The organism is Duganella sp. CF458, assembly GCF_900113115.1.
In the GTDB taxonomy this organism is placed as follows: domain Bacteria; phylum Pseudomonadota; class Gammaproteobacteria; order Burkholderiales; family Burkholderiaceae_D; genus Rugamonas.
On the sequence record NZ_FOOF01000019.1, the window covers coordinates 113,071 to 139,847 of the forward strand.

At 61.5% G+C, this 26,777-nt stretch carries 9 protein-coding genes and 1 pseudogene; 7 read left to right on the plus strand and 3 right to left on the minus strand.

Annotated features, from left to right (window positions below; translation table 11 throughout):
- The first annotated feature begins 93 nt into the window (after positions 1–93).
- Positions 94–1,161 carry a CAP domain-containing protein gene (locus BM269_RS24980; protein ID WP_170860478.1) on the plus strand — a complete coding sequence of 356 codons (1,068 nt, stop codon included), beginning with the start codon at positions 94–96 and terminating at the stop codon, positions 1,159–1,161.
- A 346-nt stretch (positions 1,162–1,507) separates the two neighbouring features.
- Here the strand turns inward: BM269_RS24980 and BM269_RS24985 are convergent, their stop codons facing one another.
- On the minus strand, positions 1,508–3,739 hold the full coding sequence (locus BM269_RS24985; protein ID WP_090443816.1) for a family 1 glycosylhydrolase: 2,232 nt from the start codon (positions 3,737–3,739) through the stop codon (positions 1,508–1,510).
- 376 nt (positions 3,740–4,115) lie between these two features.
- Between BM269_RS24985 and BM269_RS29905 the strand changes: the two are divergent.
- A pseudogene (locus BM269_RS29905) lies at positions 4,116–4,796 on the plus strand (mechanosensitive ion channel family protein); the annotation flags it as partial.
- A gap of 14 nt (positions 4,797–4,810) precedes the next feature.
- Here the strand turns inward: BM269_RS29905 and BM269_RS24995 are convergent.
- The gene (locus BM269_RS24995; RefSeq protein WP_170860479.1) at positions 4,811–6,163 is read right to left on the minus strand and encodes a styrene monooxygenase/indole monooxygenase family protein; all 1,353 of its coding nucleotides are present in this window, start codon (positions 6,161–6,163) and stop codon (positions 4,811–4,813) included.
- A 102-nt stretch (positions 6,164–6,265) separates the two neighbouring features.
- Positions 6,266–7,603 carry a 3-oxoacyl-ACP reductase gene (locus BM269_RS25000; RefSeq protein ID WP_090443822.1) on the minus strand — a complete coding sequence of 446 codons (1,338 nt, stop codon included), beginning with the start codon at positions 7,601–7,603 and terminating at the stop codon, positions 6,266–6,268.
- A gap of 128 nt (positions 7,604–7,731) precedes the next feature.
- Here BM269_RS25000 and BM269_RS25005 point away from each other — a divergent pair, with 128 nt between their 5' ends.
- The 5 genes from BM269_RS25005 (at position 7,732) to BM269_RS29240 (ending at position 26,461) form a co-directional block, all read left to right on the plus strand.
- A complete protein-coding gene (locus BM269_RS25005) occupies positions 7,732–8,316 on the plus strand; it encodes a hypothetical protein (RefSeq protein ID WP_090443825.1) in 585 nt (194 codons plus the stop codon).
- A 382-nt stretch (positions 8,317–8,698) separates the two neighbouring features.
- Positions 8,699–10,411 carry a ShlB/FhaC/HecB family hemolysin secretion/activation protein gene (locus BM269_RS25010; protein ID WP_229204793.1) on the plus strand — a complete coding sequence of 571 codons (1,713 nt, stop codon included), beginning with the start codon at positions 8,699–8,701 and terminating at the stop codon, positions 10,409–10,411.
- 5 nt (positions 10,412–10,416) lie between these two features.
- Complete coding sequence (locus tag BM269_RS25015) at positions 10,417–10,944, plus strand: toxin-activating lysine-acyltransferase (protein ID WP_090443831.1); 528 nt, start codon at positions 10,417–10,419, stop codon at positions 10,942–10,944.
- A gap of 5 nt (positions 10,945–10,949) precedes the next feature.
- Positions 10,950–25,820 carry a hemagglutinin repeat-containing protein gene (locus BM269_RS25020; RefSeq protein ID WP_090443834.1) on the plus strand — a complete coding sequence of 4,957 codons (14,871 nt, stop codon included), beginning with the start codon at positions 10,950–10,952 and terminating at the stop codon, positions 25,818–25,820.
- Positions 25,821–25,828: 8 nt separating this feature from the next.
- The gene (locus BM269_RS29240; RefSeq protein ID WP_139232865.1) at positions 25,829–26,461 is read left to right on the plus strand and encodes a hypothetical protein; all 633 of its coding nucleotides are present in this window, start codon (positions 25,829–25,831) and stop codon (positions 26,459–26,461) included.
- Positions 26,462–26,777: the final 316 nt, after the last annotated feature.

Consider the following 26,777-nt stretch of genomic DNA (forward strand, 5'->3'; position numbering starts at 1 on the left):
GCCACAAAACTTCAATCAGACACCTGAATTCCCCGCAAAAGCGTCATAATGCCGCCTTAATTAATTTGCCGCATGGCAACAAATAGGAGGCTAATGATGAAAACGACAACAGTGTTCCCAGCGGCGCGAATCCTGGCGACCGTTCTGACCGCGATGGTGGCGGGGTGCGGTGGTGGCAGTTCCGAGTCATCCAAACCGAGCGGACAACCGCCTACTTCCGTAGGCACGACGCCGACCACACCCACGACGCCGACCACACCCACGACGCCGACCACGCCGACCACGCCATCCACAGGCGGGCTGGCAGCAATCAACACCAACAGCAAGTCGGAAGTGGCCGCCTTTTACAACAAGACCATGCTGCCGGCGTTTTCAGTTCCGATGCAGTGGACGGGGTCGACCCAGGGCTGCGTGGCCGGTACCACCTCTGCCGAGTACAAAGCTGCCGTCCTGAATACCGTGAACAGCTTCCGCGTATTGGCGGGATTGCCGGGGAATGTTTCCCTGAATCTGACCACCTCGGCCAAGGCGCAGCAAGCCGCCTTGATGATGGAAGCGAATTCCCAGCTGAGCCATTCGCCGCCTTCTTCGTGGAATTGCTATACGGCTGATGGTGCGACGGCAGCGGGCAGTTCCAATCTGGCATTGGGCAACGCGGGGCCGAATGCCGTGCGCGCGTATATCGTCGATAGTGGCACCCCCAGCCTGGGACATCGCCGCTGGGTACTCTACTCGCGCCTGGGCGAAGTCGGCACTGGCGACACAACGCGGGCCAATACCTTATGGGTATTCGGCGGCACGATTGCTGCACCGGCGAGTGTAGCGGAAACAGGCGTCGCCTGGCCGTCACGCGGTTATATGCCATGGACTTCCAAAGTGGCTGACCCAAGCCACCCGTGGAGTTTCTCGTTGCCGGGCGCGGATTTCAGTGGCGCGAGCGTAGTGATGAGTAATGACATGGGCAAAGTGCTCTCGGTCAGCAATGTCGGCGCATTATCGAACGGTTACGGCGACAACACCATGAGCTGGAAACTGGCTGCCGACGCAAGCGAGTGGTCGCGCTCTCCGGCCGACACCAAACTCAACGTGCAAATCAGGGATGTGAAAGTCGGCGCACAATTCAAAAACTTCGACTATAGCGTTACCTTCTTTGTCCCTTGATCTGAAGGAAAGTTCGACCGAAACTCATCATGGCTGAGGAACGCCTGGTGGCTCGACAATACTCCGGGATGTGCAATACTGATTCGTACCGTAAGGAGCATCCTATGGATGAATCAGAACAATCCCGGCGAGTTGATAACCGGGCTGCCGAAAAGGTCGAGTGCGGAATAGCCCTTATGGCTATCAGCGGAAAAGACGCAGCGTTGAGGCACTTGAGAAATTGTGGCGTTCCGCCCGACGTGATTGGACGCGTCCTCGGCAGCCCGATAGCGCGCAGGGCCCACGGCGCCCATTTGGCCGATCGGCGGCGGGAACAACGGCCAGACAGTATGCGTTATTCCCCCGGTCAACTGCCTCCGTAGTGGGCTTTCTGCGCGGCGCCGGATTCGGACAGCTTGGCAGCCGTTTGCAGGTAGCGGGCGAGGGCGTCGTTCAGCGTTGGCAACAGGATGCCGCGTTCGCTACCCAGGGCCGAGAAGCGCGGCTGCGCGGCCTTGCCGTCAAAGGCAGTGGCCGGGCAGGCTTCCAGTCCTTCCGCGTCGATGCCGGCCAGCCGGCAGACACGTTGCGCCAGCTGGTGCCAACTGAGCGCTTCACCATTCGAAAGATGCCAGATGCCACTTTCCTGGTCGATCAGGAGATCAAGGCAGGCTTGTACCAGGTCCGGCACGTAGGTGGGTGAAACGATCAGGTCGTCGGCCGCCGCAAAGCGTTCGCCGGCGGCCAGCGCCTGCAAGGCGATCGTCACGAAGTTGTGGCTGTCCCAAGGGCCGAAGAAGGCGCTGGTGCGCACCATCAGCGTGTCCGGGTGGATGGCCAGCATGCGCTGCTCGGCCTCCGCCTTGCTGCGTCCGTAAACGTTCAGCGGCGCCGTGCTGTCGCTTTCCACATAGGGCGCGCCTTTGCTACCGTCGAACACCAGATCGCTGGAAAAGCTGAGCAAGCGCAGTGCGTGGCGCGCGCAGGCAATGGCCAGCACGGCCGCGCCGTGCGTGTTCTCACGCAGGCAGCGGGCTTCGTCGTGCTCAGCCTGGTGTACGCGCACATAGCCGCCGGCGTTGATGATGGCCCAGGGCTGGTAACGCTGGATGGCCGCTTCCACGGAAGCGGGATCGGCAATGTCCATCTCCTGGCGCGTCAGCACGCGGTATGACAGGTTGCGTTCCTCGCAAATGCGCGCAAACGCCGAGCCCAGGGTGCCGGTGGCGCCGATGATCAGGATAGGTTGCACGGGGCGCTGTGGAGACTGCCGTTCCGGCGGCAGCGCCGCAAGGCTGCCACTGCTTGCCGCGGGCGGGCACAGGAAACGCCCGGGGCGGCGCCACCAGCCGGCTCCCTGCAGCACCGGGCTCGAGAGCGGGCGCCCCGTGGCGAGTTCGCGCATCATCCCGGCCAGGGCGGTCGGGCGTGGCACGGGCGAGCGCAGGTCGAAGGCCCCTGTTTCATAATAGCCCTTGCATTCGGTAACCAGGCAGTTCCAGTCGAAAGAACCCAGCAGGGACCACACGGTCACTGCGCGCACGTCGGCGCCGCGCCGGCGCGCCTCCTGCGCGGCGTTCCACACTTCCAGCAGCCAGCGTAGCTGGTCTTCGCGGTTGGCGTCGATATGGGCCTCGGTCACGGCCATGGGCAGCTCGTATCGCTCCCATACTTCATCGAGCAGGGGCCCGATGCCGGGCGTGGGGACGGCCAGGGCGCGTGCGGTCTCGATGTCGGCAAAGCCGTCCACGCCCACGTAGCGCGGCGGGTAGCGCTCGGCGCGGTGATCGAGCCAGCGCTCGCTGGTGACGTAGTAGTTCAAGCCAATGATGTCGGGCGGGCAGGGGTTCTCGCTGAACCACAGCAACTCTTCCGCAGTAAGCCCGCCGCGCACGGTCAGGTAGGACCACAAGGCATGCTCGTTGTTCACGCGTCCGCACAGCAGGTCCCAGGCCAGCCAGCGGCGATCGTTGTAGAAGTCCGCCCAGTCGGCCAGCTCCGGCGTGCTATAGGTCTTGCCCAGGTCATCGGTCTGCACCAGCTTCGCTTGCGGGTTGACGGCGCGGATGGCGCGCATGGCCAGCACGGTGCCCTTGCATTGATGGAGCAGGGCGCGCAGGAAGGTCTGGTCGTCGCGGCCGTGCGGGTACCACAGGCCATACAGGCCGCAGAAGCGTGCCGTGGTCAACGGTTCGTTGACTGGCGTGTAGTGCTCGACCCAGGGATAGCGCTGCGCCACGGCGCCCGCGTATTCGGCCAATTGCTCAGGGAAGGCCGGGTCGACCAGGCTGGTATGCATGGGGCCGCTGCCATGGTGGACCAGGCCCACGATCGGCGCAACGCCCAGCGCCTGCAGGGCCGGCAGCCGTTTGTCCGGCTGGGCCCAGTCGGCATCGGCCAGCCCGTGCGGCGCGACCCGTTCCCATAGGACGGGGTAGCGCAACGCGCGGATGCCAAGCGCCGCAAAACGGTCAAGGTCATCTTCGCGCCGGTCATGGCCGTTCTGCTCGATCTGGCTGAAGTATTGATCGGATACGCGGTTGACTGTGCCTTCCAATCCGCCCCATAGTTCCAAGGTGCCTGGCTTGTTTGTTGACATTGTTCTGGGCTTGCGAGACAAGGTGGCAAAAGTATCCCGAAGTTTTCGACGAGGTGGCGCAAGCTTGCCCATAGTCACGCGTGCGCGCCCGCTGCATGCGCGCCGCTAAACTGCGCGCATGCCTTATACCTTGCTCGGAAACTCAATCGAAGAATGGGGTACGGCGCTGGCTGTGATGGCGGCGGCGGTCGTGCTGCTGTACCTGGTGAAATGCCTGGCGGTGCGGCGGCTGGCGGTGATCGCCGAACGTACCCATACCGCCATCGACGACTGGCTGGTACGCGCGCTGCGCAAGACCTGGCTGCTGACCATCGTGGTGGGCGGTGCCTGGCTGGGAAGCCAGATGCTGGACCTGCCCGCGAAGCAGCATATGTGGATGTGGCGCATCACTGCCACGACGCTGCTGTTGCAGGGTGGCGTATGGGGCGACAGCCTGGTGCGCTCGTGGCGGGGGAGTTACCGTGCCCGCAATGAGACTGGGGCCTCGGCCACCTCTGCCGCGATCATCGATTTCGTGCTGCGCCTGGTGGTCTGGATCGTCTTCACGCTCATGGTGCTGGACAACCTGGGCTTCAATATCACCACGCTCGTGGCCAGCCTTGGCATCAGCGGCATTGCGGTGGCGCTGGCGGTGCAGAATATCCTGGGCGACCTGTTTGCCTCGCTGTCCATCGTGCTGGACAAGCCCTTCGTCGTGGGCGACTTCATTATCGTGGACGACAAGCTGGGCAGCGTCGAATACATCGGCTTGAAAACGACGCGCCTGCGCGGCTTGGGCGGCGACCAGATCATTTTCTCCAACGGCGATATCTTGCGGGCCCGCATCCTTAACCAGACGCGCATGCATACGCGCCGCGCCGCCTTCATCCTGCGCGTGCGCCAGGGCACCACCGAAGAGCAGTTGCGCGAGATCCCGCAGATATTGAAGGACGCTGTGCTGAGCCAGGAGGCGACCGCCACCTTCGAGCGCTCGCACTTCTCGGGCCTGGGCGAATGGTCGTTTGACTTCGAAACCGTGTACTGGATCAAGTCCCCAGACTACTTCGTGTTCATGGACACCCAGCAAGCGATCTATTTGCGGGTGGTGGGCGCGCTGGCCGAGCGAGGCATCGAACTGGCCATCCCCATGCGGTTGATGATGGCGCCGCCGGCCGCCGAGGCAGCGCCCACGGCAAGGCCTGAACCGCGTCTCGCCAAGCCCATGCACTGAGCGACGAACCGTTCGCAGGCGTCGGCGTCGACCCACCATGGAAAGTAATCCGGCGGGTGGTTGAAGCCATTGGCGATTGCGCTTGCCAGGGGCGGGCAGTTGCCTGCGGCACCCAACATGTCGAGTATGTGAGGCGGCGGCGGGCAAAGCAGGGAATTGGTCCAGGTAACGACTTTTTCGCCATACTCCCAGAAGCGTTCAAAGGTTTGTTCCATCCACTCGCGGGTGTAAGGCCGATCGCCATGGGCAAGGATGGCATCGAGATAGACGCGGGCAGCCTTGGTGGCATTATTTGAACCTTGCCCCGTGATCGGGTCGCTGATCACCACCGCGTCGCCAAGACCGAACACCAGTTTTCCGGAGGGGAGCGTGGCGACAGGCTTGCGCACGGTTGGCGCGAAGCTGCCGGCAAGGATGCCGTTTGCGTCAGTCAATTCGACATGCGTGGCGCGCTCGGCTTCCCATGGCAGGAAAGTGCGCAGCAGATCCAGGCTTTGCTCCAGGTGGGCCTGGGGCGTCCTGATATCGCGCCAGCAGTCCATTGGGCCGCCCGGCACGCCTTCGAATACCATGATGTCGCAAGGGCCGCCGGTGGTCAGGGCAGGGAACACAAAGTATTCGCCGACGCCGGGAATCAGGTTGAATGCGACGCGCGAATACTCGGCTGCCCGACGCAAGCCGTTCACGTACGTCAGGGCCAGCGCGCGCTGCGGCCGGTCAAATGCCGAACGGCCGGCATCGCGCTCGAACATCCTGGTGAGTTCGCCTTTGCCCGCAGCCAGGAGTACCAGATCGTTTTCGGCTGCCAGGCGTTCCAGGTCCGCGACGCCCACGTCTGCGATCAGCAATGTGCCGCCTCGCCGTTCGAACTCGTGCATCAAGGCAGGCATTTTGATGCGCTGGTCCACGGCCCGGGCGGGCCGATCGAGGCGGGCACTCCAGTCGATCAGTCTTTCGTGCGGCGCGTCAGGATGCGGAACGGTCAGACCGATGCCATCGACCGTCGGGCATGTAGCGCCCCAGTGATCAAGACCGAGGTCGCGCTCGATCTGAAGGGCGGCATCGAACATGCACTGGCTTGACATGACACGCCCGTTAAGGATGTCGTCAGGACTGCGGTTGCTCGCTACGGTGACTTCGAAGCCATTGGCCAGCAAGCCCAATGCCAGGGGGAGACCGGCCTGCCCGCCGCCTACGATTGCGATCTTGCGCACTGTCTGTCTCCTGGCCGTGTGGTCATCGGCCGATAGTACATCCGATAGCAGTGCAATAAACTCACACTTACTCACGGGCGCGGGCCGCGCCCGAAGCCCCTGTCACGCGCCCATCAAGCCCTGTCCGCACACGCGGATCGTTTGTCCGCTGATGCCGCAGGCGCCCGGCGTGCACAGGAAGGCCACCAGTTCGGCCACATCGCGTGGCTGGCCGCCCTGCGACAGCGAATTGAGGCGCCGGCCGATCTCACGTGTCAGGAACGGCACTTTTCCCGTCATCGGCGTTTCGATGAATCCCGGCGCGACGGCATTGAATGTGATGCCGCGCGCCGCATGCAAGGGGGCTTGCGCGGCGACGTAGCCGATCAGGGCCGCTTTCGACGTGGCGTAATTCGTCTGGCCAAAGTTACCCGCGATGCCGCTGATGGAAGACAGGCACACGACGCGGCCATGATCGCGTAGCAGGGCGTCTTCGTGCAATTGCTTGTCGATCGCCGCAATGGCGGACAGGTTGATTTGCAGGACCTGATCCCATTGCTGCGGCTCCATCTTCGCCAACGTGCGGTCGCGCGTGATGCCGGCGTTATGTACCACGATGTCGACGCCGCCAAAATTCTCGCGCAAGTAGCTGGCAACAACGGCGGGAGATGCGGCGTGTGCGATATCCAGGGCCAAGGCGGCAGCGCCGATGCGGTTGGCGATTTTAGTCAATTCTTCCGAGGACGGGGGAATGTCGAGCAATACCACCTTGGCGCCTTCTTGCGCCAGGCGTTCAGCGGTGGCCAGCCCGATGCCGCGCGCCGCACCGGTCACCAGCGCCACCTTGCCTGCCAGGACATTGGTTCTGGGCGGCGAGTCGGGGCCCGCAGTTTCAGCCGAGACTTGTATTGCCTGGCCCGAGACATAGGCGCACTGCGGGCCGCAGAAGAAGCGCACCACACCATCCAGCCGTGCCATTGCCTGGCGCGACACGCTGGCCAGATTGGCTGTCGCACCGCGCCGGCCAAGCTCTTTGGCCAACGAGCGGACGAATCCTTCCAGGCCGCGCGCCACCGCCGCCGCCATGGGATCGCCCGCTTCGGATAGCAGTGGGGCGATCAGAAGCACACGTCCATTGCGCCCGATGCGCTTGAGTTCCGGTTGGCAGGCAGCGTACATGGCACTCAGGTCGGCCACAGTCCGGCATCCGCTGGCGTCCATTACAAAGATGTCGATGGCGTCCGCCGCTTCGGTGGCGCCGGCGCCGCGCAGCGCTGCCGCCAGCGCGGCCGATGCGTAACCGCCTTCGACCGATGCCAGCCGGTAGCTCTTGCCCTCGAACGGCAGGGCGGCATAGGGCCCGGACGAGCGCAGCAATTCGGTCGGGTTGGGCAGGCCTATGGCGCGCACGATCGGGCCGATGACGGGCCAGCGATTAATTCTGATCAGGGTATCGGGCATTTGCAGTTTCGGTACAAGTTGGCTTTCCGGGTCGTGACTATACTACCGAACCCGGCGGTATCCATAGGGGGGCGAGGTTAGTTAAGTTTATGATAAGCTGTGGCGCATTTAACAACAACGACACTTCCATGTTCAAGAACACTCTCACCGCCGCCTGCGTCCTGCTCGCCGCAGCACCCGCCTTCGCCATCGACCAGACTGTCCGCCCGGTTGATCCCTCAAATTTTGATGTCGCGGGTGTCCGCCTCGGCATGCCAGCCGCCGAGGCGGCTGCTGCAGCTGCGGCCAAGCTCGGTGTTGGCGCCAATGCGGTGCAATACGACAAGCCTTCGATGAACCAGCTGGTCAAGGCAAAGGTGCCAGGCAATTTCACGGTTCAAAGCGGTAAATCCAAGCTGACTGTTTCGTTGCTGCCCCGCGAGCCGGTAGATGCTGCGAAAACGCTCGTCGTCAGCGAAATCAAGTACGTGATGGAGCCATCGCCGCAAGCCGAAGAAGCTATCAGCAAATCGGCGCTTGCCAAGTACGGCAAGCCCAGTGTTGCGCGCGGAATGACCTCGAGCTGGTGCGCCAAGCCCAACGTCACCATTGCCTGCATGGGCGACCGTGGGCCGCAACTCCACGTCTTCGGCGTGACTGTGCAGTTGATGGACGAGTCACTCAGCAAAGTGAAGATCGCCGCGAAAGGCGAGGCCCCCAAGCCGGCGTTCTGAGAAAGTTGCTCCCGCCATCCATTTCATCAAATAGCAACAAAAAGGCTTGCAGACGTCAGTCGCAAGCCTTTTCTGCTTATGAGGCCGGTAATAGCAAGCTGCAAGTTGACAAGATGACATTCCACCGAAACTTTTTCACATATTTGGATAGTTTTGGTGAGAATCTTTACAACTGAAGCATGTTATATTTCCGCCTAGTAAGTTGCATTACTCGAAATCATGTAGTTCATTCTGCAACTGTCCGGATCGCTGAGGCATCGCGAGCGCACGGACAGGCTGCTTCCCAGGCACCGGTCATAGAGATCCTCCTGAGGCACCGCAAAGCGCCGCCGCATCACGCGCGCCTTGATGTTTCACGTCCGTAAACGTACTGAAGAAACAAATGTTACCTGCAAGAATAAGTATCATCGCGGCTGCCTGTGCCGCCATGGCGTTCAGCCAATTGGCACAAGCCCAGGCGAGCAAAGACATCGACACCGAGCAACTGCGCCGGACGCAGGAACGCGAGGCGCAGCAGCGCAAACAGCGTGAAACGCAGCCCGACGTGCACTTGCCGCAACCAGCCGCGTCCGCCGCGGCGTTGCCGTTGAAGGACGAAAGTCCATGCTTCCCGATCCAACGCATTGAGCTCGATGGGCAGGACGCCAGCCGCTTCAACTGGTTGCTCGATTACGCCGATGGCCACGCGCAATTGGCGGCGGCGGACCCGGTGGTGGGCCGCTGTGTCGGCGTGCACGGCATCCAGATCGTCATCGACCGCATGCAGCATGCGTTGATCTCGCGCGGCTTTGTCACGAGCCGCGTGCTGGCAGGCCCGCAGAACCTGCAAGGCGGCGCACTGGTCCTGACCGTAGTGCCGGGACGGGTCGGAGAAATCCGCTGGGCACCGGAAACCGGCGCACGCGGCAGCCGCTGGAACACCGTTCCCAGTGCCACCGGTGAGCTGCTGAACCTGCGCGATATCGAGCAGGCGCTGGAAAACTTCAAACGTGTGCCGACCGCTGAAGCCGATATCCAGATCGCTCCGGGCAGTGAACCGGCTACCAGCGACCTGGTGATCGCGCACCAGCAGCCGATGCCATTCCGCTTGTCCGCCACGGCGGACGACAGCGGCACCCGCAGCACCGGCAAATACCAGGGAAGCCTGACCTTCAGCTACGACAACTGGTGGACCATCAGCGACTTGTTCTACTTTACCTGGTTGCACGATCTTGGCGGCGGCGATCCGGGCGCGCGCGGTACGCGCGGGCACATCGTGCACTACTCCATCCCATTCGGTTACTGGCTGGCCGGTTTCACGCAAAGCAAGAACCGCTACCACCAGACAGTGGCCGGCGCCAACCAGGACTACCTGTACAGCGGTAACAGCCGCAACACGGAATTCAAGCTTTCGCGCGTGGTCCATCGCGACGCGGTGGGCAAGACCACCTTCGCCCTCAAGGGCTTCCAGCGCACCTCCAACAACTTTATCGACGATGCGGAAGTCGAAGTCCAGCGCCGTGTGGTGTCGGGCATGGAGTTGAGCCTGAACCATCGCCGCAGCTGGGATGGCGGCAGCCTCGATGCGGGAGCCAATTTCCGCCGTGGCACCGGTGCGTTTGACAGCCTGCCGGCGCCGGAAGAAAACTTCGGCGAGGGCACGTCGCGCATGCGTATGTGGCTGCTGGATGCCACCGTTTCGCAGTCCTTCGTACTGGGCGGACAGCGTCTCCAGTACACCGGCGAATGGCGCGGCCAGTTCGACCGCACACCCTTGTCCCCGCAAGACCGCTTCTCGATCGGCGGCCGCTACACGGTGCGCGGCTTTGACGGCAAGTCGGTGCTCAGTGCCGAGCATGGCTGGCTGCTGCGCAATGAAGTATCGATGGCGGTTCCAGGCGGGTTGCGTGCATATGGCGGCGTGGATACCGGGCATGTCGGCGGTCCATCCGCCGAGACCCTGGTCGGCGCCAATCTCACCGGAGCCGTAGTCGGCCTGCGCGGCCAACTGCCTCACGTGCAGTACGAGGTGTTCGTGGGTGCCCCATTGAGAAAGCCGGAACACTTCAAGACCTCCGGCTATACCGCCGGCTTCAGCCTGGCCATGAGCCTGTAATCATCATGTCGAAATCCCTGATTGTCATTTGTCCCAAGGTCGCGCCGAGCCAGAAGAGCGAGGCCGAACTGCTTGGCGCCATGGTCTGGCTGTGGATGAACTCTTCAACCCACTGCCGATGCCCGTTGGAAGACCTGCACCGGCTGCTGATGCCTGCGATTAAAACCGGGCAGTTCGTACTGGCTTTACAGAATGATGAAACACAGCAACCGGTGGGGCTGATGACCTGGGCCAATCTCACCCCCGAAGCGGAGCTGCGCTACCTGCAGACGCTGGACCGGACCTTGCAGCCGCGCGATTGGGAAGAGGGCGATCGTCCATGGATACTCGATATCGTGGCGCCGTTCGGCGACATTTCCCCGCTGGTATCGGCGATTCGCCACGTGCTGCCGATGGGCAGCTTCCGCAGCCTGTATCACCGGGGCCACGAGACCGGACTCAAGGTCCAGCATTTCAAGTGCCTGGGCGTCACCAAGGCAGAACAAGCACATTACTGGGCCAGCCGCCCGTTGCCGCAGAACTTCAATAAGTAAAAATCATGAACAAGCAAATCTATCGTCTCGTGTTCAACCAAGCCCGCGGCTGCCTGATGGTCGTGGCGGAAACTGCGACCAGTTCCGGCAAGTCGGCCAGCGGGGAGCGTGTCAGCCGCAGTGCGAAGAAGCAGGGCGGCCAACGCGGCCGTGCAGCGCTTGCGGCTTGCGAATCCATACACCGGGCCATGCTGCTCAGCGCTGCGTCGCTGTGGCTGGCGCCGATGCATGTGGACGCGCAGACGGTAGCAACGCGTATCGTGGCCGATCCGGCGGCGGCGCGTGCCCAGCAGGCGACGGTACTGAATGCGTCGAATGGTGTGACGCAGGTCAATATCCAGACGCCAAGCAAGGCCGGCGTCAGCCGCAACACCTACAGCCAGTTCGACGTGGGTGCCACGGGCGCCATCCTGAATAACAGCCGCAACAATGTCCAGACGCAGCTGGGCGGCTGGGTGCAGGGCAACCCGTGGCTGGCCGCAGGTACGGCACGGGTGATCCTGAACGAGGTCAACTCCAGCAATCCGAGCCAGTTGCAAGGCTATGTCGAAGTGGCGGGCCAGCGCGCGGAGGTCGTGGTGGCCAACCCGGCCGGTATCGCGGTCAACGGCGGCGGCTTCATCAACGCCAGCGGCGTGACGCTGACGACCGGCACGGCCGTCATGAACAACGGCAGCCTGGAGAGCTATCGCGTACAGGGCGGCAATATCAGCATCGACGGCGGCGGACTCGATACCCGCGGCGCCGATTACACGGCCGTCCTGGCGCGTGCTGCGCAGGTCAACGCCGGCATCTGGGCCAACCGCCTGCAGGTGGTCACCGGTAGCAATAGCATACAGGCTGGCAGCCTGGGTGCGGACTCCGCGCCACAAGCCCAGCGCATCGACGGCGATGCCAACGTGCCGAACTTCGCGCTGGACGTTTCCAGCCTTGGCGGCATGTATGCCGGCAAGATTACGCTGATCGGCACCGAGGCCGGCCTGGGTGTGCGCAACGATGGCGTGGTGCAGGCAAGCAGTGGTCCATTGACTTTGACCCAAGACGGCTGGCTCGCCAACAGCGGCACGCTGCAAGCAAGCGGTGGCGATCTCAAAGCCCAGGTTCAAGGCACGATCAACCAGAGCGGCATCGTCTACGGCAGCGCCAATGTGCTGATGGCCTCGCAAGGTGACCAGACCCACAGCGGCACGGTGGCTGCCCAAGGCGACGTGCGCATTGAAGCCAGCGGCGCGGGTGCGGCAATCCAGGCCAACGGCAACACGGTCTGGGCGGCGGGCCTGCAGATGGACGGCAGCCTGACCGGCCAGCAGAACCTCGATGTTCAAGCGGCGTCGCAGGTGCAGATGGCGGGCAAGGCGCTGGCGACCCGCAATCTCGCGGTGCAAGGCGCGAGCCTGGATCTTTCCCAATCGGGATTGCAGGCCAATTCGATCCAGCTGCACGCCAACAGCGGCGGGCTGAACGCCCGCGGCAGCCAGATCCTGGCGGCGGACACGCTGCAGCTGCAGACCCCGCAGGCGCTGGCCAGCGACGGTGCACTGGTTCAGGCAAACACTCTCTCCGCGCAAGCGCAAAGCCTGAGCAACGTGCGCGGCCAGATCATCCAGACTGGCAACACCGACCAGTCCATCGCCCTGCAAGGCAAGCTGGACAACACCGCGGGTGTGATCCAGTCCGCCGGCCATAACCTGGCCGTCAGCGCGCAGGACATCGACAACACGGCCGGCCAACTGCTGCACGCCGGCAAAGGCACGTTCAAGCTGGGCAGCGACGGCCAGTTGAAAAACAATGCCCAGAGCGCCACTCAGCTTGCGCTCGCCGATGGCGCCCGTATCGTCGGTTCCGGCGCAGTGCAAGTGCAGGCCGGTACGTTCAGCAATACCGGCAGCATCAATGCAGCGGGAGACCTGAACACCAATGCCGCCACGCTGGACAACCTCGGCGTGATGTATGCGGCAGGCGCGCAAACCCTTTCGGTTACGTACGGCATGGCGAACCGCGGCACGGTTGCCGCAGCCAAGGACCTGACGCTGAATGCCGCCAGTTTCGCCGGCAATGGCCCCAATCTCCTGGCGGCCGGCATGGCCGCCGACGGCAGGTTGACCGGCATCGGTGCCTTGACCGCCAATACGACAGGCGCACTGCAAAGCTCGGGCCAGTTGCTCGCCACCGGCAACCTGAACCTCTCCGCAGCCAGCCTGGACCTGACCGGCAGCAGCGCCGGCAGCACCAGCGGCAACGTCAATCTTGCAGCACAGGGCGGCAACATCCTGACCCGCAATGCGGAAGTCAGCACGCCGGGACAGCTCACCATCAGCGCCAACGCAAACGCGGCTCAAGTGCTGGACAACACTGGGGGCCAGCTCAGTGGCCGACAGTTGCAGGTCCGGGTTGGCCAACTCGATAATACGCTTGGCTCGATCCAGCAAACCGGCACCGGTTCGCAGGTAGCCAGTATCCAGAGCACTGGCGCACTGAACAACGCCAGCGGCCGCATCGTGGGCAATGCCCAGGACTTCGGCATCACTGCCGGCGGCGCACTGAGCAATGCCGATGGCCTGGTTTCGGCGATCGGCAACCTTGCCATCACCAGCGGCGACCTGTCGAATGCGGGTGCGGGCACCGGCAAGGGCGTGCAGAGCCAGACGGGCAATATCGTCCTGAACGTGCAAGCCCTGGACAACTCCGGCGGCATCTACGCTGCCAAAAACCTGGATACCACCGCCGCCGCAGTCAGCAACAGCGGCACGCTGTATGCGGGCGGCCAACAGCGGCTGGCTGTACGCGCTGCCCTGGCCACCAGCGGCACGATCGCAGCGGCCAAGGACCTGACGATCAATGCCGCCAGTGTGGCTGGCAGCGCTTCCAGCGTCCTGGCGGCGAGCATGAGCACCGGCGGAGAACTGACGGGTTCCGGCAATGTCGCCATCACGACCACCGGCGTCCTGCAGAATGCCGGACAGTTGCTGGCTACCGGCAATGTCGTTCTCGATGGCTCGGCGCTGGACCTGAGTGGCAGCACCACCGGCAGCACTGCGGGACAGCTCCGATTCACTGCGCAAAGCGGCAATGTGCTGACCCGCAGCGCACAGGTCAGCACCCCTGGCCAGCTCGTCATCACCGCGAACCAGAATGGCGCGCAGGCGCTGGACAACACCGCTGGCCGCATCAGCGCGGCAAAGCTGGAATTTGATGTGCGCAACATCGACAACTCGCAAGGCTCGATCCAGCAGACCGGTAATACCGACCTTGCGATCGACCTGCACGGTGGCGCCTTCAACAACAGCGCCGGCAGCCTGGTCGCCAATGCTTCGAACCTGAGCCTGAACACCGGTGCGTTGACCAACACGGCCGGCGAAATCGGCCATTCTGGCGCGGGTCAACTGAGCCTGAGCGCGACTTCCATCGAGAATACGCGCGGCCAGATCGTTGGCAACGGCACGGTCTCGCTCTCCAACACCGGCAACCTGACCAACGCCGATGGCTTGATCTCGGCTGCTGGCGACTTGACCGCCACCAGCAAAGACGTGGCCAACACCGCCAGCGGAGCGGCCACCACGGCAACCGGTATCCTCAGCCAGGCAGGCAATGTGAACCTGGACGTGCAGAATCTGACCAACAGCGGCAGCATCCGCTCGGGCCAGGACCTGGGCATCCATGCCGCCTCGTTGGATAACAGCGGCACCATGTATGCGACAGGCGCGCAGGCACTCACGGTTGCCAACGCAATCGCCACCAACGGCACCATCGCAGCCGGCAAAGACCTGACGGTCAATGCCGGCAGCCTGGCTGGCGCAGCCGGCAACGTGTTGGCCGCCGGCATGGCGGCCGACGGCCAGCTCACCGGCACCGGCGCTTTGTCCGTGACCGCCTCCGGCGCGTTGCAAACGGCTGGCCAGGCGCTGGCTACCGGCGACGTGAACCTGGCCGGCGCCAGCGTGGACCTGGGTGGCAGCACCACGGGCAGTACCACCGGCGACGTTCACCTGACCGCTCAAAGCGGCAATGTGGTGACCAGCCACGCCAAGGTCAGTACGCCTGGGCAGCTCACCATCAATGCCAACGGCAATGCCAGCCAGCTGCTGGACAACACCGGCGGGCAGCTTAGCAGTCAACAATTGCAGATCAAGGTTGGCCACCTGGATAACTCCCAGGGCTCGATCCAGCAGACTGGCACCGGCGGGCAGCCGGCCAGCATCCAAAGCACCGGCGCACTGAATAACACCGGCGGCCGCATCGTTGCGAACGCGCAGGACTTCACACTTTCCAGCGGTGCACTGACCAATAACGATGGCCTGATCGGCCATGCGGGCACGGGCTCGTTGGGAATGACCGCCGCCAGCGTGGCGAACAACCGCGGCCAGATCACAGGCAATGGCGCAGTAACGCTCACCAGCGCCGGCAACGTGGACAACAGCGCGGGCCTGATTGCCGCGCAAAACGATTTGACCCTGGGCGGCGCCGACCTGACCAACACCAGCGGCGCCAACGCCGGCATCCAGAGCCAGGCGGGCAGCGTCAGCCTGGATGTCCAGAACCTGGCCAACAGCGGCAGCGTCAGTGCCGGGCAAAGCCTGAACACTCACGCCGCTTCCTTGAACAATAGCGGCACCATGTACGCGGCGGGTTCGCAGACTGTTGCTGTCGTCAACGGCATGAGCACCAGCGGCGCCATCGCCGCCGGCAAGGACCTGACCGTCAATGCCGGCAGCTTGTCCGGCACCGGCACCAACGTGCTGGCCGCTGGCATGGCAGCCGATGGCCAGCTCACCGGCAATGCCGCCTTGGCAGTGAGCACCACCGGAGGACTGCAAACGGCAGGCCAGGCTCTGGCTGCAGGCAATGTCAATCTGCGGGGCGGCAACCTGAACCTGAGTGGCGGTACCACCGGCAGCACCAAAGGCGACGTCAACCTGACCGCCACCAGCGGCAATGTATTGACGCGCAACGCGAAGGTCAGTGCTCCTGGACAGCTCAACATTACAGCCAATGCCAATGGCGGCCAATTACTCGACAACACCGCTGGCCAGCTCAGTGGCCAGCAACTGCGAATCAAGGTCGGCCAACTGGATAACTCCCAGGGCGCAATCCAGCAGACCGGCAGCGGCGCGCAGGCGGCAAGCATTCAAAGCACAGGTGCACTGAACAATAGCAGCGGCCAGATCGTTGCGAATGCACAGGACTTCACCGTCAGCAGCGGCGCGCTGACCAACACCAGCGGTTTGATAGGCCATGCGGGCACGGGCTCGCTGGGCATCACCGCCGCCGGCATCGGCAACAACAACGGCCAGATCACCGGCAATGGCGCCGTCACGCTCACCAGCAGCGGAAATGTCGATAGCAGCGCCGGCCTGATCGCCTCGCAAAACGACCTGGTCCTGAACGGTGCCGACCTCACCAATACTAGCGGCGCGAACGCAGGCATCCAGAGCCAGTTGGGCAATGTCAGCCTGAACGTACAGAACTTCACCAACAGCGGCAATGTGCGCGCGGCGCAGAACCTGGATACCCATGCCGCTTCCTTGAACAACAGCGGCACGATGTATGCCGTCGGTTGGCAAACTGTGACCGTTGGCAATGTCCTCAACAGCAGCGGCACGATCGCCGCCGGCAAGGACCTGACGGTCAATGCCGGCAGCCTGGCCGGCACCGGCGCCAATGTGCTGGCTGCGGGCATGGCAGGCGACGGCAAGCTTGCCGCAACCGGCGCCCTGAACATCAGCACGACCGGCGCCTTGAAGGCAGCCGGCCAGATGCTGGCCGCTGGCAACCTCAACCTGGCCGGCTCCAGCGTGGACCTGAGCGGCAGCACCACGGGCAGCACCAATGGCAATGTCAGCCTTTCTGCCCAAAGCGGCAACGTGCTGACCCGCCAGGCAAAGGTGAGCACACCTGGCCAGCTCACCATCACGGCGAGGAACAATGGCGGCCAACTGCTGGACAACTCCAGCGGCCAACTGAGCGCCCAGCAGCTGCAGATCCAGGTCGGCCGGATGGACAACACCCAGGGTGTGATCCAGCAAAGCGGAACCGGTGCGCAAGGCGCCAATATCCAGAGCCTTGGCGCAATCAATAACAATGCCGGCCGCATCGTGGCCAACGCGCAGGACTTCACCCTCAGTGCCAGCGGCGCGCTCAGCAACGTCGATGGCCTGATTGGACACGCCGGTACTGGTTCGCTGAATGTGAGCGCGAATGGCGTGGACAATACGCGCGGGCAGGTAGTGGGCAACGGCGCGACCACGGTGTCCAGCTCGGGCTTCGTCGATAACAGCAGTGGCCTGGTGTCGGCACAGCAAAACCTGACGATCGGCGCGGCTGGTGTCGACAACGACCAAGGCAAGCTGGTGGCCATGCAAGGCTCGCTGTCCCTGCATAGCACCCAGGGCAGCATCAACAATGCCGCCGGCCTGATCCAGGCCGCGCAAGACCTGGGAGTGACCGCCGCCGGCGCCGGCAACAGCGTGCAAAATGCACAAGGCAAAATCATTGCCGGACGCGATGCCAACCTGTCCACGGGCAGCATGGGCAATGATGCCGGTTTGATCGCATCGGGCCGCGACCTGCACGTGGACACCCACGGCCAGGCGCTAAGCAACCTCGACGGCACCGTCACTCCTGGCGGCGCACTCGGCCTGGTTGCCGGTGGCCAGATGACCATCAATAGTGGTGCACTGGATAACCGCGCTGGCCTGATCAGCGCACAGACTGGTCTTGATATCGCCAGCAGCGGTGCAGTCAACAACGCCTCGCGCAACGGCCATGCCGGCCAGATCTACAGCGGCGCAAACCTGAAAGTGCAGGCCACAGGGCTGGACAACACCGCCGGCCAAGTGCTGGCGGTACAAGGTGCAAACATCGATCTCGGCGCGGGCACCCTGGGCAACAGTGCAGGCTTGGTACGTGTCGGCCAGACGCTCACGCTGAAGACTGGCGCCATCGACAATACCTCGACTAAAGGCGCCAATGCCGGCATTGAGGCGACTACCATCGACATCGTCACCGCAAGCCTCAACAACACCCAAGGCGCGGTGAGGGCGGGGCAAGACCTGACCATCCGCGACGATGGCCAGTTGAACAATAACCAGGGCGAACTCAGCGCTGGACGCGCGCTGCAAATCACCACCAACCAGGCAGCAACCCCAAGCCTTGCACTCAGCAACGCGGGCGGCCAGATCATTGCCGACCAAAGCGTGAGCGTGCGCACTGGTTCCCTGAATGGTGCGGGCAGTATCGTCTCCAAAGGCGATGTCGGCCTCGACCTGCAAGGCGATTACACGCTGTCGGGCACGCTGCAGGCTGGCGGTAACCTTCAGCTGAAGACAACGGGCTCGCTGACCAATCCAATTTCGGTGCAAGCCGGGCGCAGCCTCACGGTGAATGCCGCCAACCTGGATAACCGGGCTGGCGCGGAGCTGCTCAGCGGTGAGACCACTACCGTTGGCGTTGGCGGCACGCTGACCAACCGCGGCCTCATTGACGGCGCCGACACGCACCTCCAGGCGTCCCAGGTCAACAACCTCGGTACGGGCCGTATTTATGGCGACCGCGTTGCGATTGGCGCGTCGGTGGTAAATAACCTGGATGAAGCCGGGTCGGCAGCCACCATCGCCGGGCGCCAACGCGTCGACATCGGCACGCAATACCTCACCAACCGCGAAGGATCGTTGATCTTCAGCGCGGGCGACATGTCGATTGGCGGCGCATTGGACGGCAACTGGCAGGCCGCAGGCATGGCGCAAACGGTGAACAACAACAGCGCCACCATCGAAGCGTCGCAGAACCTGGCCATTTCGGCTTCCGAGATCCGCAACACCAACGAGCACTTTGCCACCGCGGTGCAGCAGGTAAGCCAGGTATATGTCACGGAGTACCAGGTCAAAGGCCAAACACAGCGCTACCTGAAGGGCACGCCGGGCGTCTACACCTACCTCGACGAATCGCTGCACCTGCATACGCCGGACGGCAATTTCGAGGAGTGGAGCAACTACGATTACACCCGCACCGTCAATGAAACCGTTGTCACGCAAAGCGACCCCGGCAAGATCATTGCCGGCGGCGGTATCCGCCTGATCGCCAACAACGTACTCAACGACAAGAGCCAGATCGTGGCCGGCGGCCGCATCGATGTGCAAGGCACAACGGCAACCAACACCAAGGTGGATGGCAACCGCACGACCACGGATGCCGGCACGGTGACCGAGAACTGGCGCGACAAGCATAAGGGCGCGGACTCGCCGGGCAGCAAAACTACTGCCTACAACCCGGGCAGCGTCTTTGCTACGTTTGACATGCAGACCTCGCGCTACGAAGAATTCGCGGGCAATGCCTCCACCGGCTCCGGCCCTGGCGCCAGCGGCCTGTCGACCGTGCAGGCCAAGGCAAATGGTGGCGGCACCGTCAACGCATCGAACCAGACGGCTGGCCTGAGCAATGTCTCCGGCACGCAGGCAGGAAGCGCATCCGGCGCGGCCACGGCCTCGCAGACCGGCAGCCATGTGCAGAACAACAATGCGAGCGCCACGCAAGCCCAGGGCGGGACTATCGCCGGCAATACCGGCAAGCAGATCACTGGAGATGCGGCAAGCAGCGAGCAGGCCCATGGCGATGCCATTGGCAATAACGTTGGCCGCCACATCATCGGCGGCGCCGAAAACAGTGACCAGGCCATCGGCCAAGCCACCACGCAGCAAACGGACGGACAAGTGCAGTCCCTGAGCGGCGCTTCCGCCAAATCGGGCAAGACGCCTGACACGGCCGGTACGGCCACCGGATCGGCGCAGATTTCGATCCGCACGATGCGTCCGAATTTCCGCCTGCCTACTGCCAGCCTGTTCAAGACGCATCCGGAAAGCCAGGCCAAGTACCTGATCGAAACCGATCCGAAGTTCACCAACTACAAGTCCTGGCTCTCCAGCGACTACATGCTGGACGCGCTGCAGGTCGACCCCGCAACCACGCAAAAGCGCATGGGCGACGGCTTCTATGAGCAGAAGCTGATTCGCGAGCAGGTGCTGGCACTGACCGGAAAGCGTTTCCTCGGCGATTACACCAACGATGACGAGGAATACAAGGCCCTGATGGACAACGGCCTGACCTACGCCAAGCAGTGGGGCCTGCGCCCGGGCGTTTCCTTGAGCCCGGAACAAGTGTCCCAACTGACGTCGGACATCGTGTGGCTTGTCACGCAAGACGTTCAACTGCCGGACGGCAGCACGCAGAGCGTGCTGGTGCCGCAGGTGTACGTGCGCGTGCAGCCGGGCGACCTGGATGGCAGCGGCGCGCTGATGGCGGGTAAGGAAGTCAACATCAACCTGACCGGGGACTTCGCCAACAGTGGCACGGTCGCCGGCCGCAACCTGGTGAATATCAGCGCGGACAACATCCGCAATATGGGCGGCACCATGAGTGCCGGTACCCTGGCGCTGCAAGCGACCAAGGATATCGATAACGTCGGCGGAACGTTGAAGGCGCAGAATGCCGCGCTGCTGTCGGCTGGACGCGACCTGAACCTGACCACGACCACCCAGAGTTCGAGCAATACTGTCGGCGCGAACAGCTTCGCGCAGACCGGTATCGACCGTGTGGCTGGCCTGTACGTATCTGGCCCGGCTGGTGTATTGCTGGCCAGCGCCGGCAACAACATCAACCTGACTGCGGCGCAAATCAGTAATGCCGGCACCGGGGTCACGCAGCTGAGCGCGGGCAACAACCTGAACCTGTCGGCGGTGAATACCTCCATCAGCCAACGCGTGGTGTGGGATGCCGATAACCGCCAAAGCCAGAGTGCCAGCATGGACGTGGGCTCCCAGGTCAAAGGCGCCGGCAACCTGGTGCTGAACGCCGGCCAGGACATCAATGCCAAGGCAGCGGTGGTGAGTGCAGGGCAGACCCTGAACGTTGCAGCTGGCCGCGATGTGAACATCACGGCCGGCCAGGTCACGCAAAGCCTGGACGAGGCGCATAAGCACACCAGCAAAGGCTTCTTGTCGAAGAAGACGGTCACCACGCATGACCAATTGGAAAACGCGACCGCCATCGGTTCGAGCCTGGAAGGCAGCAACGTCAACGTGCTGGCTGGCCGCGACCTGACGGTGAAAGGTTCCAGCATCATCGCCGACCAGAATCTGTCGATCGATGCGGCGCGCAACCTGAGCGTGCTCAGTGTGGAAGACACGTCGAAGACGGCCAACAGCATGGCAGTGAAGAAGTCGGGCCTGACCGGCGGTTATGCGTCCGGCAACCTGAGTGTCGGCTACGGCAAGTCGACCTCGTCGACTAACAGCGACAACGCGTCGGTGACGCAGCACGAGTCGACCATCGGCGCCCTGAACGGCAGCGCCAAGCTGAAGTCGGGCGAAACGCTGCAAGTGGTTGCATCCGATATCGCTGCCAAGGAAAACCTGACCCTGATCGGCAAGAACGTGGACCTGTCCGCGGCGCAGAACACCTCGGACGGGCACCTGACCGCATCGAGCAAGTCTTCCGGCTTCTCGGTCGGTGTGACGGTGAACCCGATTGCCGCCGCCAAGGACGCCTACAAGGAAAGCACGAAGAACTCGAAGTCGTCTGGCACGATCGGCAAGATCACCAGCAAGGGTGATGGCGTGGCCGACGGCCTGTGGGCAGCTACGACCGCAGTGACGGTGCAGTTTGGCTCCAAGAGCTCGACCAGCAACCAGAACCAGTCGACCAGCGAAGCGCGCACCACCAGCCTCAATGCCGGCAAGGACCTGACCATCCTCGCCACCGACGGATCGATCAACAGCCAAGGCACCCAGATGAGTGCCGAAGGCAATGCGATGATCGTGGCGAAGGACAGCATCAAGTTCGATGTCGCCCACAATACGGAAACCAAATCGCAGGATTCGAAGTCTTCCGGCTTCAGCTTCGACAACCGTTCCGCTGTGATGGCCGGTACGTTCAACAATAAAGGCAAAGGCAATGGCACTACCGACACGGTGACCGGCACCAAGCTTTCCGTTGGCGGCAACGCCACTATGGCCACGCAGACCGGCGACATTGCGCTGATCGGCGCCAATGTGGTCTCGGACGGCAAGATGGAAATCAGCGCCGCACGCGACCTGACCATCACCAGTGCGCAGGATACGGTCCAGAATGCCAACCAGAGCGACAACAAGGCTATCGGCCGGGTTGTCATTTCGGATACCGAACGCTTCGTCGGCTACCACAATGAGAAGCACAAGGACAACACCGACCAGGTCAAACAGGTAGCCTCCAACGTCGCCAGTCTGAAAGGCGACGTGATGCTGAGCGCAGGTGAGAAGTACACCCAGGCTTCCAGTAACGTACTGGCCGCGAATAACGTCGATATCACCGCGAAGTCGATCGACATCACGGCGCTGCAGGACACCGGTAGCAGCCAGACCTCCAACAGCGACCTTAAGGTCGGTGCCTTCGCGCGCATCAGCTCTCCGCTGATCGACCTGGTCAACAACGTTGAAGCTGCTCGCAAGTCCGACGGTCGCCTGCAAACGATGCAGGGCATGGCTGCGGCGGCGCAGGGTTACCAAGCTGCCAAGGCGGTGGCCAGCAAGGGCACCCTGATCAAAGGTGAGGTTGGTATCGGCTTCGCCAGCAGCAGCAACTCGAGCAACGACAACAACAGCACGGCGGTGGGCAGCACCATCAACGGCGGCAACAACGTTACGTTGACGAGCACCGCTGGTGACATCCACGCCACCGGCGCTACGCTTGGTGCAGGCAAGACCCTGAGCCTTGATTCAGCGCAGAACATCGTGTTGGACGCCAGCCAGAGCAAACTGCATAGCGACGGCAAGAACAATAGTGCCGGTGTAGAAGTTGGCGTGGGCTTCCAGGCCGGAGCAAGTGGCACGGGCGTCTACGCTTACGCCGCTGCCAACGTCGGCAAGGGCCACCACAACAATGACGCTACGATCAACAACAACACCCAGCTCAAAGCGGACACGATCAATATCACCAGCAAAGGTGACACCACGCTGAAAGGTGCAACGGCAACTGCCAACACCATCAATGCGGACGTTGGCGGCAAGCTGGCAATCGAAAGCCTGCAGGACGTCAGCAAGGAGGAAAGCAGCCAGACCAATGCCGGCGCGCGCGTGCAGGTATCGTTCGGCACCGCATGGGAAGCCTCCGGCAACCTGTCCCAGTCGAAGAGCAACGGCAGTTCGGCAGCGGTCGGCCAGCAATCGGGCCTGTTCGCAGGCGATGGCGGTTACCACGTCAAGGCCGACACGGTCGATCTGAAGGGCGGTGCCATCGCCAGCACCAATAAGGTCGACTCCGAGCTGGCGACCAACAAGCTGACCACGGCCAACATCGAAAACAAGATGAGCTATTCGGCCAGCAACGTCAGCATGGCCGGCAGCATCGGTGGCGGCAGCGGCGAAGGCGACAAGAACGCCGATGGCACTGCCAAGCCGAAAGACCAGCAACAGTTGTTCGGCGACCGTAAGAGCGGCAACGTGACTCCTGGTGTGCCAACGATGGAGAAAGGCAGCGACAGTTCGACCACTTACGCAACCATCACCGATGGCAAGATCAATATCGGCGGCGTTACCGCCACTTCCGTCAAGGAATTGGGCATCAACAATGATGCGAGCAAGGCCAACACCGCGCTCGACAAGCTGCCTGATTTGCAAAAGGTCCTGAAAGACCAGCAGGCTATGTCGGCCGCAGCCGGTACGGTGCTTGCCACCGGCAAGCAATTGGTAGGTGAGTTTGCGAATAATATGGCAAACAGCGCCAATACGAAGTTGGTCGATGCGGCAAATGTTTTGACGGATGAACACAGTTCTACCGAGCAAAAAGCGGCTGCGGCGAAGGCGTTTGACGACGCCAAACAATCTAGGGCGGACTGGGGGCCAGGCGGCATCTATAGTAGTGCCCTGAACGCTGGGGTCACCGTTGCTGTTGGCAGTTTGGCGGGACAGTCTAATGGTCAGATTGCGGCAGATGCATTGGGTCCAATCGCGGCCAAATCTGTCGGAGACATCGGTACTTCGCTCGCGAAAAAGGCCGAAAAGGAAGCGCAGGATTACAAGGACCAGGCCGCCAAAGCTGCGGCTAACAACGACCTGGTCGCTGCTGCCGAATTGACTGAAAAGGCAAAAGCCGCAGCAGCGACTGCCGAAAATTGGGGCGATAACGGCATTTATCGCGTTGGGCTGCATGCGGCTACACAAGGCATGTTGGGCAGCCTGGCTAATGGCCATGCCGGTGCACTGGAAAACGCCGCCGGCGTGGTGGGTGGTAATTTGGGGCAGCAACTTGGCGCAGAGTTGGGTAAGGCTGAAGCCAAGCGACTCGGCCTGGACGACGAAAAGAGCGCAGCGCTCATCAATGCATACCAAAACACTGGTGCAGTTCTAGGTGGGATGGTGGCGGGTGCAGTTGCTGCGGGCGCTTCTGGGAATGCGCCGGATGGAGGGGCATTGCTGGCAGCGGCACAGGGCTCAAATTCCGCGAAAACGGTGGACGATTTCAACCGCCAATTGCATCCCAAGGAGGTCGCTTTCCTGCAGGATAAGGCAAGGGTGAAGCGCTATGCCGACTATATCAAGGGAAAAACTGGAACGACACTCACTGAAGAACAAGCTCAGCTTGCGCTTTCCCGCTACGGTGCAGCGATGGAAGATGAGAAGTGGGCCCAAGTCAACGGCAGGGACGGAAATACAGAAGCGTTTATTAAGCAAGAGGCAATCGCAGCGCAATTGAGCTACACCGATAGCGCTGGAAATAAGCACGTCGGCTTCCAAGCGACGGCTGCCGAATACAAGGACGAAACAATCAACTTGCGAGCGTTGTTCGATGCCTATAGTCCAGGTAATTCGATTGCCACGTATCTCGGCGCTAACCTGAATAGCAAAGGCCAAACCAACGCGGCCCAACGATTCCGTCAAGGGCAACAGTTGGGATACCAGGATGCGGGGAAAGAGGCTAATCTGGCAAACGATACATGGGATGTTGCAAAGGGCATTCTCAGTTTGCCAATTCATGCCTACCAATCGTTGACTAGCGATGAGATCGGGCCTTTCGATTCAGAGCGCATGAAGGCGTATCATCAATCACTGCTCAAAACTCAGGGACGATATGAAGAGGCAGGCTATCTTTACGAAAAAGATTGGGCTACATCACAACGGTTGATGGTTGTCGGCCTACCGCTCACAGAGCTTGGTGGTGCGGCAATTTGGAGAATAGGATCGGCCACCAAAACTTTGATCGTGGAGCGTGGTGCCGCTAAGGAGGCAGCGCAGGCCATTGAGAAAGCGCGGGTGGAGAATAATCGCCGGCGCGATGACGACCAGCAGTATGTTAACAACACAGCGCCAAAGGATGTACCTGAGGTAGTGACGCGGAATGATAATGACTTCACTGCTACAGTAAATCACAAAGGAAATCCAAAAGCGCATGTCGATGCTAATGGCAATTTGATCAGTGCTAATCCGGGCGGAACGGGAACGGTTGCAGACCACGTACGTGGTTCAAATCCCAAGAACACTCCATATATTTCAACGACTGACCCAACGTTAACTGATGCGCCGAAGGACTTTGGCAAACAGCAAATTGAGATTAATGCTCGTGATTTGCAACGAGATATCAACTCGGGAGATGTTCAGAGTGGGAAAGTTGTGTCACCGCAAAAGGTGCAAGCTGAACTGCAAGAAAAAGTAGATCAGGCACAGGCACGATATGACGCAAATCCAACTGAAAAAAATGAAAAACGCTTAAGAGAGGCCACGCGTGATCTGGGTAATGCAAAGCGTGACGGCGAATGTTTGGTCTCCCCTTGTGTTCCTGCTCCATACATTAAATGGCCAAATGGTGTTGCTCCGAAACCTAATGTGCCAACGCCGCCGCCAGCTAAGCATTGAGGAAAACGATGAATCAAGAGCTTAATGATCTACTGTATAAGTTGCCATCGGGAACGGAAAGTTATGCGAGCGATTTGACCGATTTAGATGCGCAAGATATTCCGCAGGATCGCATTCCTAAACTAAATGCTCTTATGCAAGGGCAAGACGAATATATTGCGGTGACAGCGGCACGTATATTGTGCAGTTGGGGGCGGGAAGAAGGATTTGATTATCTGGAGCAATTTGTTTGTGATCGCCCACCTCAAACTGAGAATTGGATGCCCCATCGGCTAAGAAATTATGATGAAACCTACAAATTTATCCTAGATGCATTAGTAAGCTTTTGGGCAGCGCAGTCCGATGCAGGAAGCGGAGACGCGGCGCGGCAGCGAATTTTCAAACCGATTTCAAAAATTATTGAAATTGCCAATGTGTTGCCATTTGATATTTCCTATTTCTTTTGGTTAATTGAGCATAAGGGGTTTACTGAATACATACCTGCGTTAAAAGAACATCTCTCAGCGATACTCTTGGACTCTAATTTGCATCACTGGAAAATTGCAGATTGCGCTCATCTGCTTATGAGATTTGATCCGGAATTTGTGCAAAAATTGTTGGCTAAGCACGGAAAAACACTATCAGACTATCCGAATGAGTGATGAAATAATAGTTCTTGAAAGCCTAACTTAATGGGCAGCTGCCCCGTTCTCGTTTAAAGATAGAAAAAAGCCGTCCCCCACCCACCGCTGTTCGCGTGGGTTACAGGGGCGGCTTCTTTTTAGCAATTAGGAAAGAGTGTAATGACCCAGCAAATTCCCGTAATGACCCAGTGACCTGCTCCGCTGAAATAGTGCGGTGCTAGCAGGCTGCTGAAATACCGCCCCGAAGCATCAACCGGGGCGGTCGGCCGAATGTTATCCTGACATCCCGTCATTTCCTACCTGAGAATCAATGCGCGGCGCCGACACGTTCACC

Coding starts and splice junctions, on each gene's coding strand:
- BM269_RS24980 (WP_170860478.1), top strand. CDS start 94: ATGATGAAAACGACAACAGTGTTCCCAGCGGCGCGAATCCTGGCGACC.
- BM269_RS24985 (WP_090443816.1), bottom strand. CDS start 3,739: ATGTCAACAAACAAGCCAGGCACCTTGGAACTATGGGGCGGATTGGAA.
- BM269_RS25000 (WP_090443822.1), bottom strand. CDS start 7,603: ATGCCCGATACCCTGATCAGAATTAATCGCTGGCCCGTCATCGGCCCG.
- BM269_RS25005 (WP_090443825.1), top strand. CDS start 7,732: ATGTTCAAGAACACTCTCACCGCCGCCTGCGTCCTGCTCGCCGCAGCA.
- BM269_RS25010 (WP_229204793.1), top strand. CDS start 8,699: ATGTTACCTGCAAGAATAAGTATCATCGCGGCTGCCTGTGCCGCCATG.
- BM269_RS25015 (WP_090443831.1), top strand. CDS start 10,417: ATGTCGAAATCCCTGATTGTCATTTGTCCCAAGGTCGCGCCGAGCCAG.
- BM269_RS25020 (WP_090443834.1), top strand. CDS start 10,950: ATGAACAAGCAAATCTATCGTCTCGTGTTCAACCAAGCCCGCGGCTGC.
- BM269_RS29240 (WP_139232865.1), top strand. CDS start 25,829: ATGAATCAAGAGCTTAATGATCTACTGTATAAGTTGCCATCGGGAACG.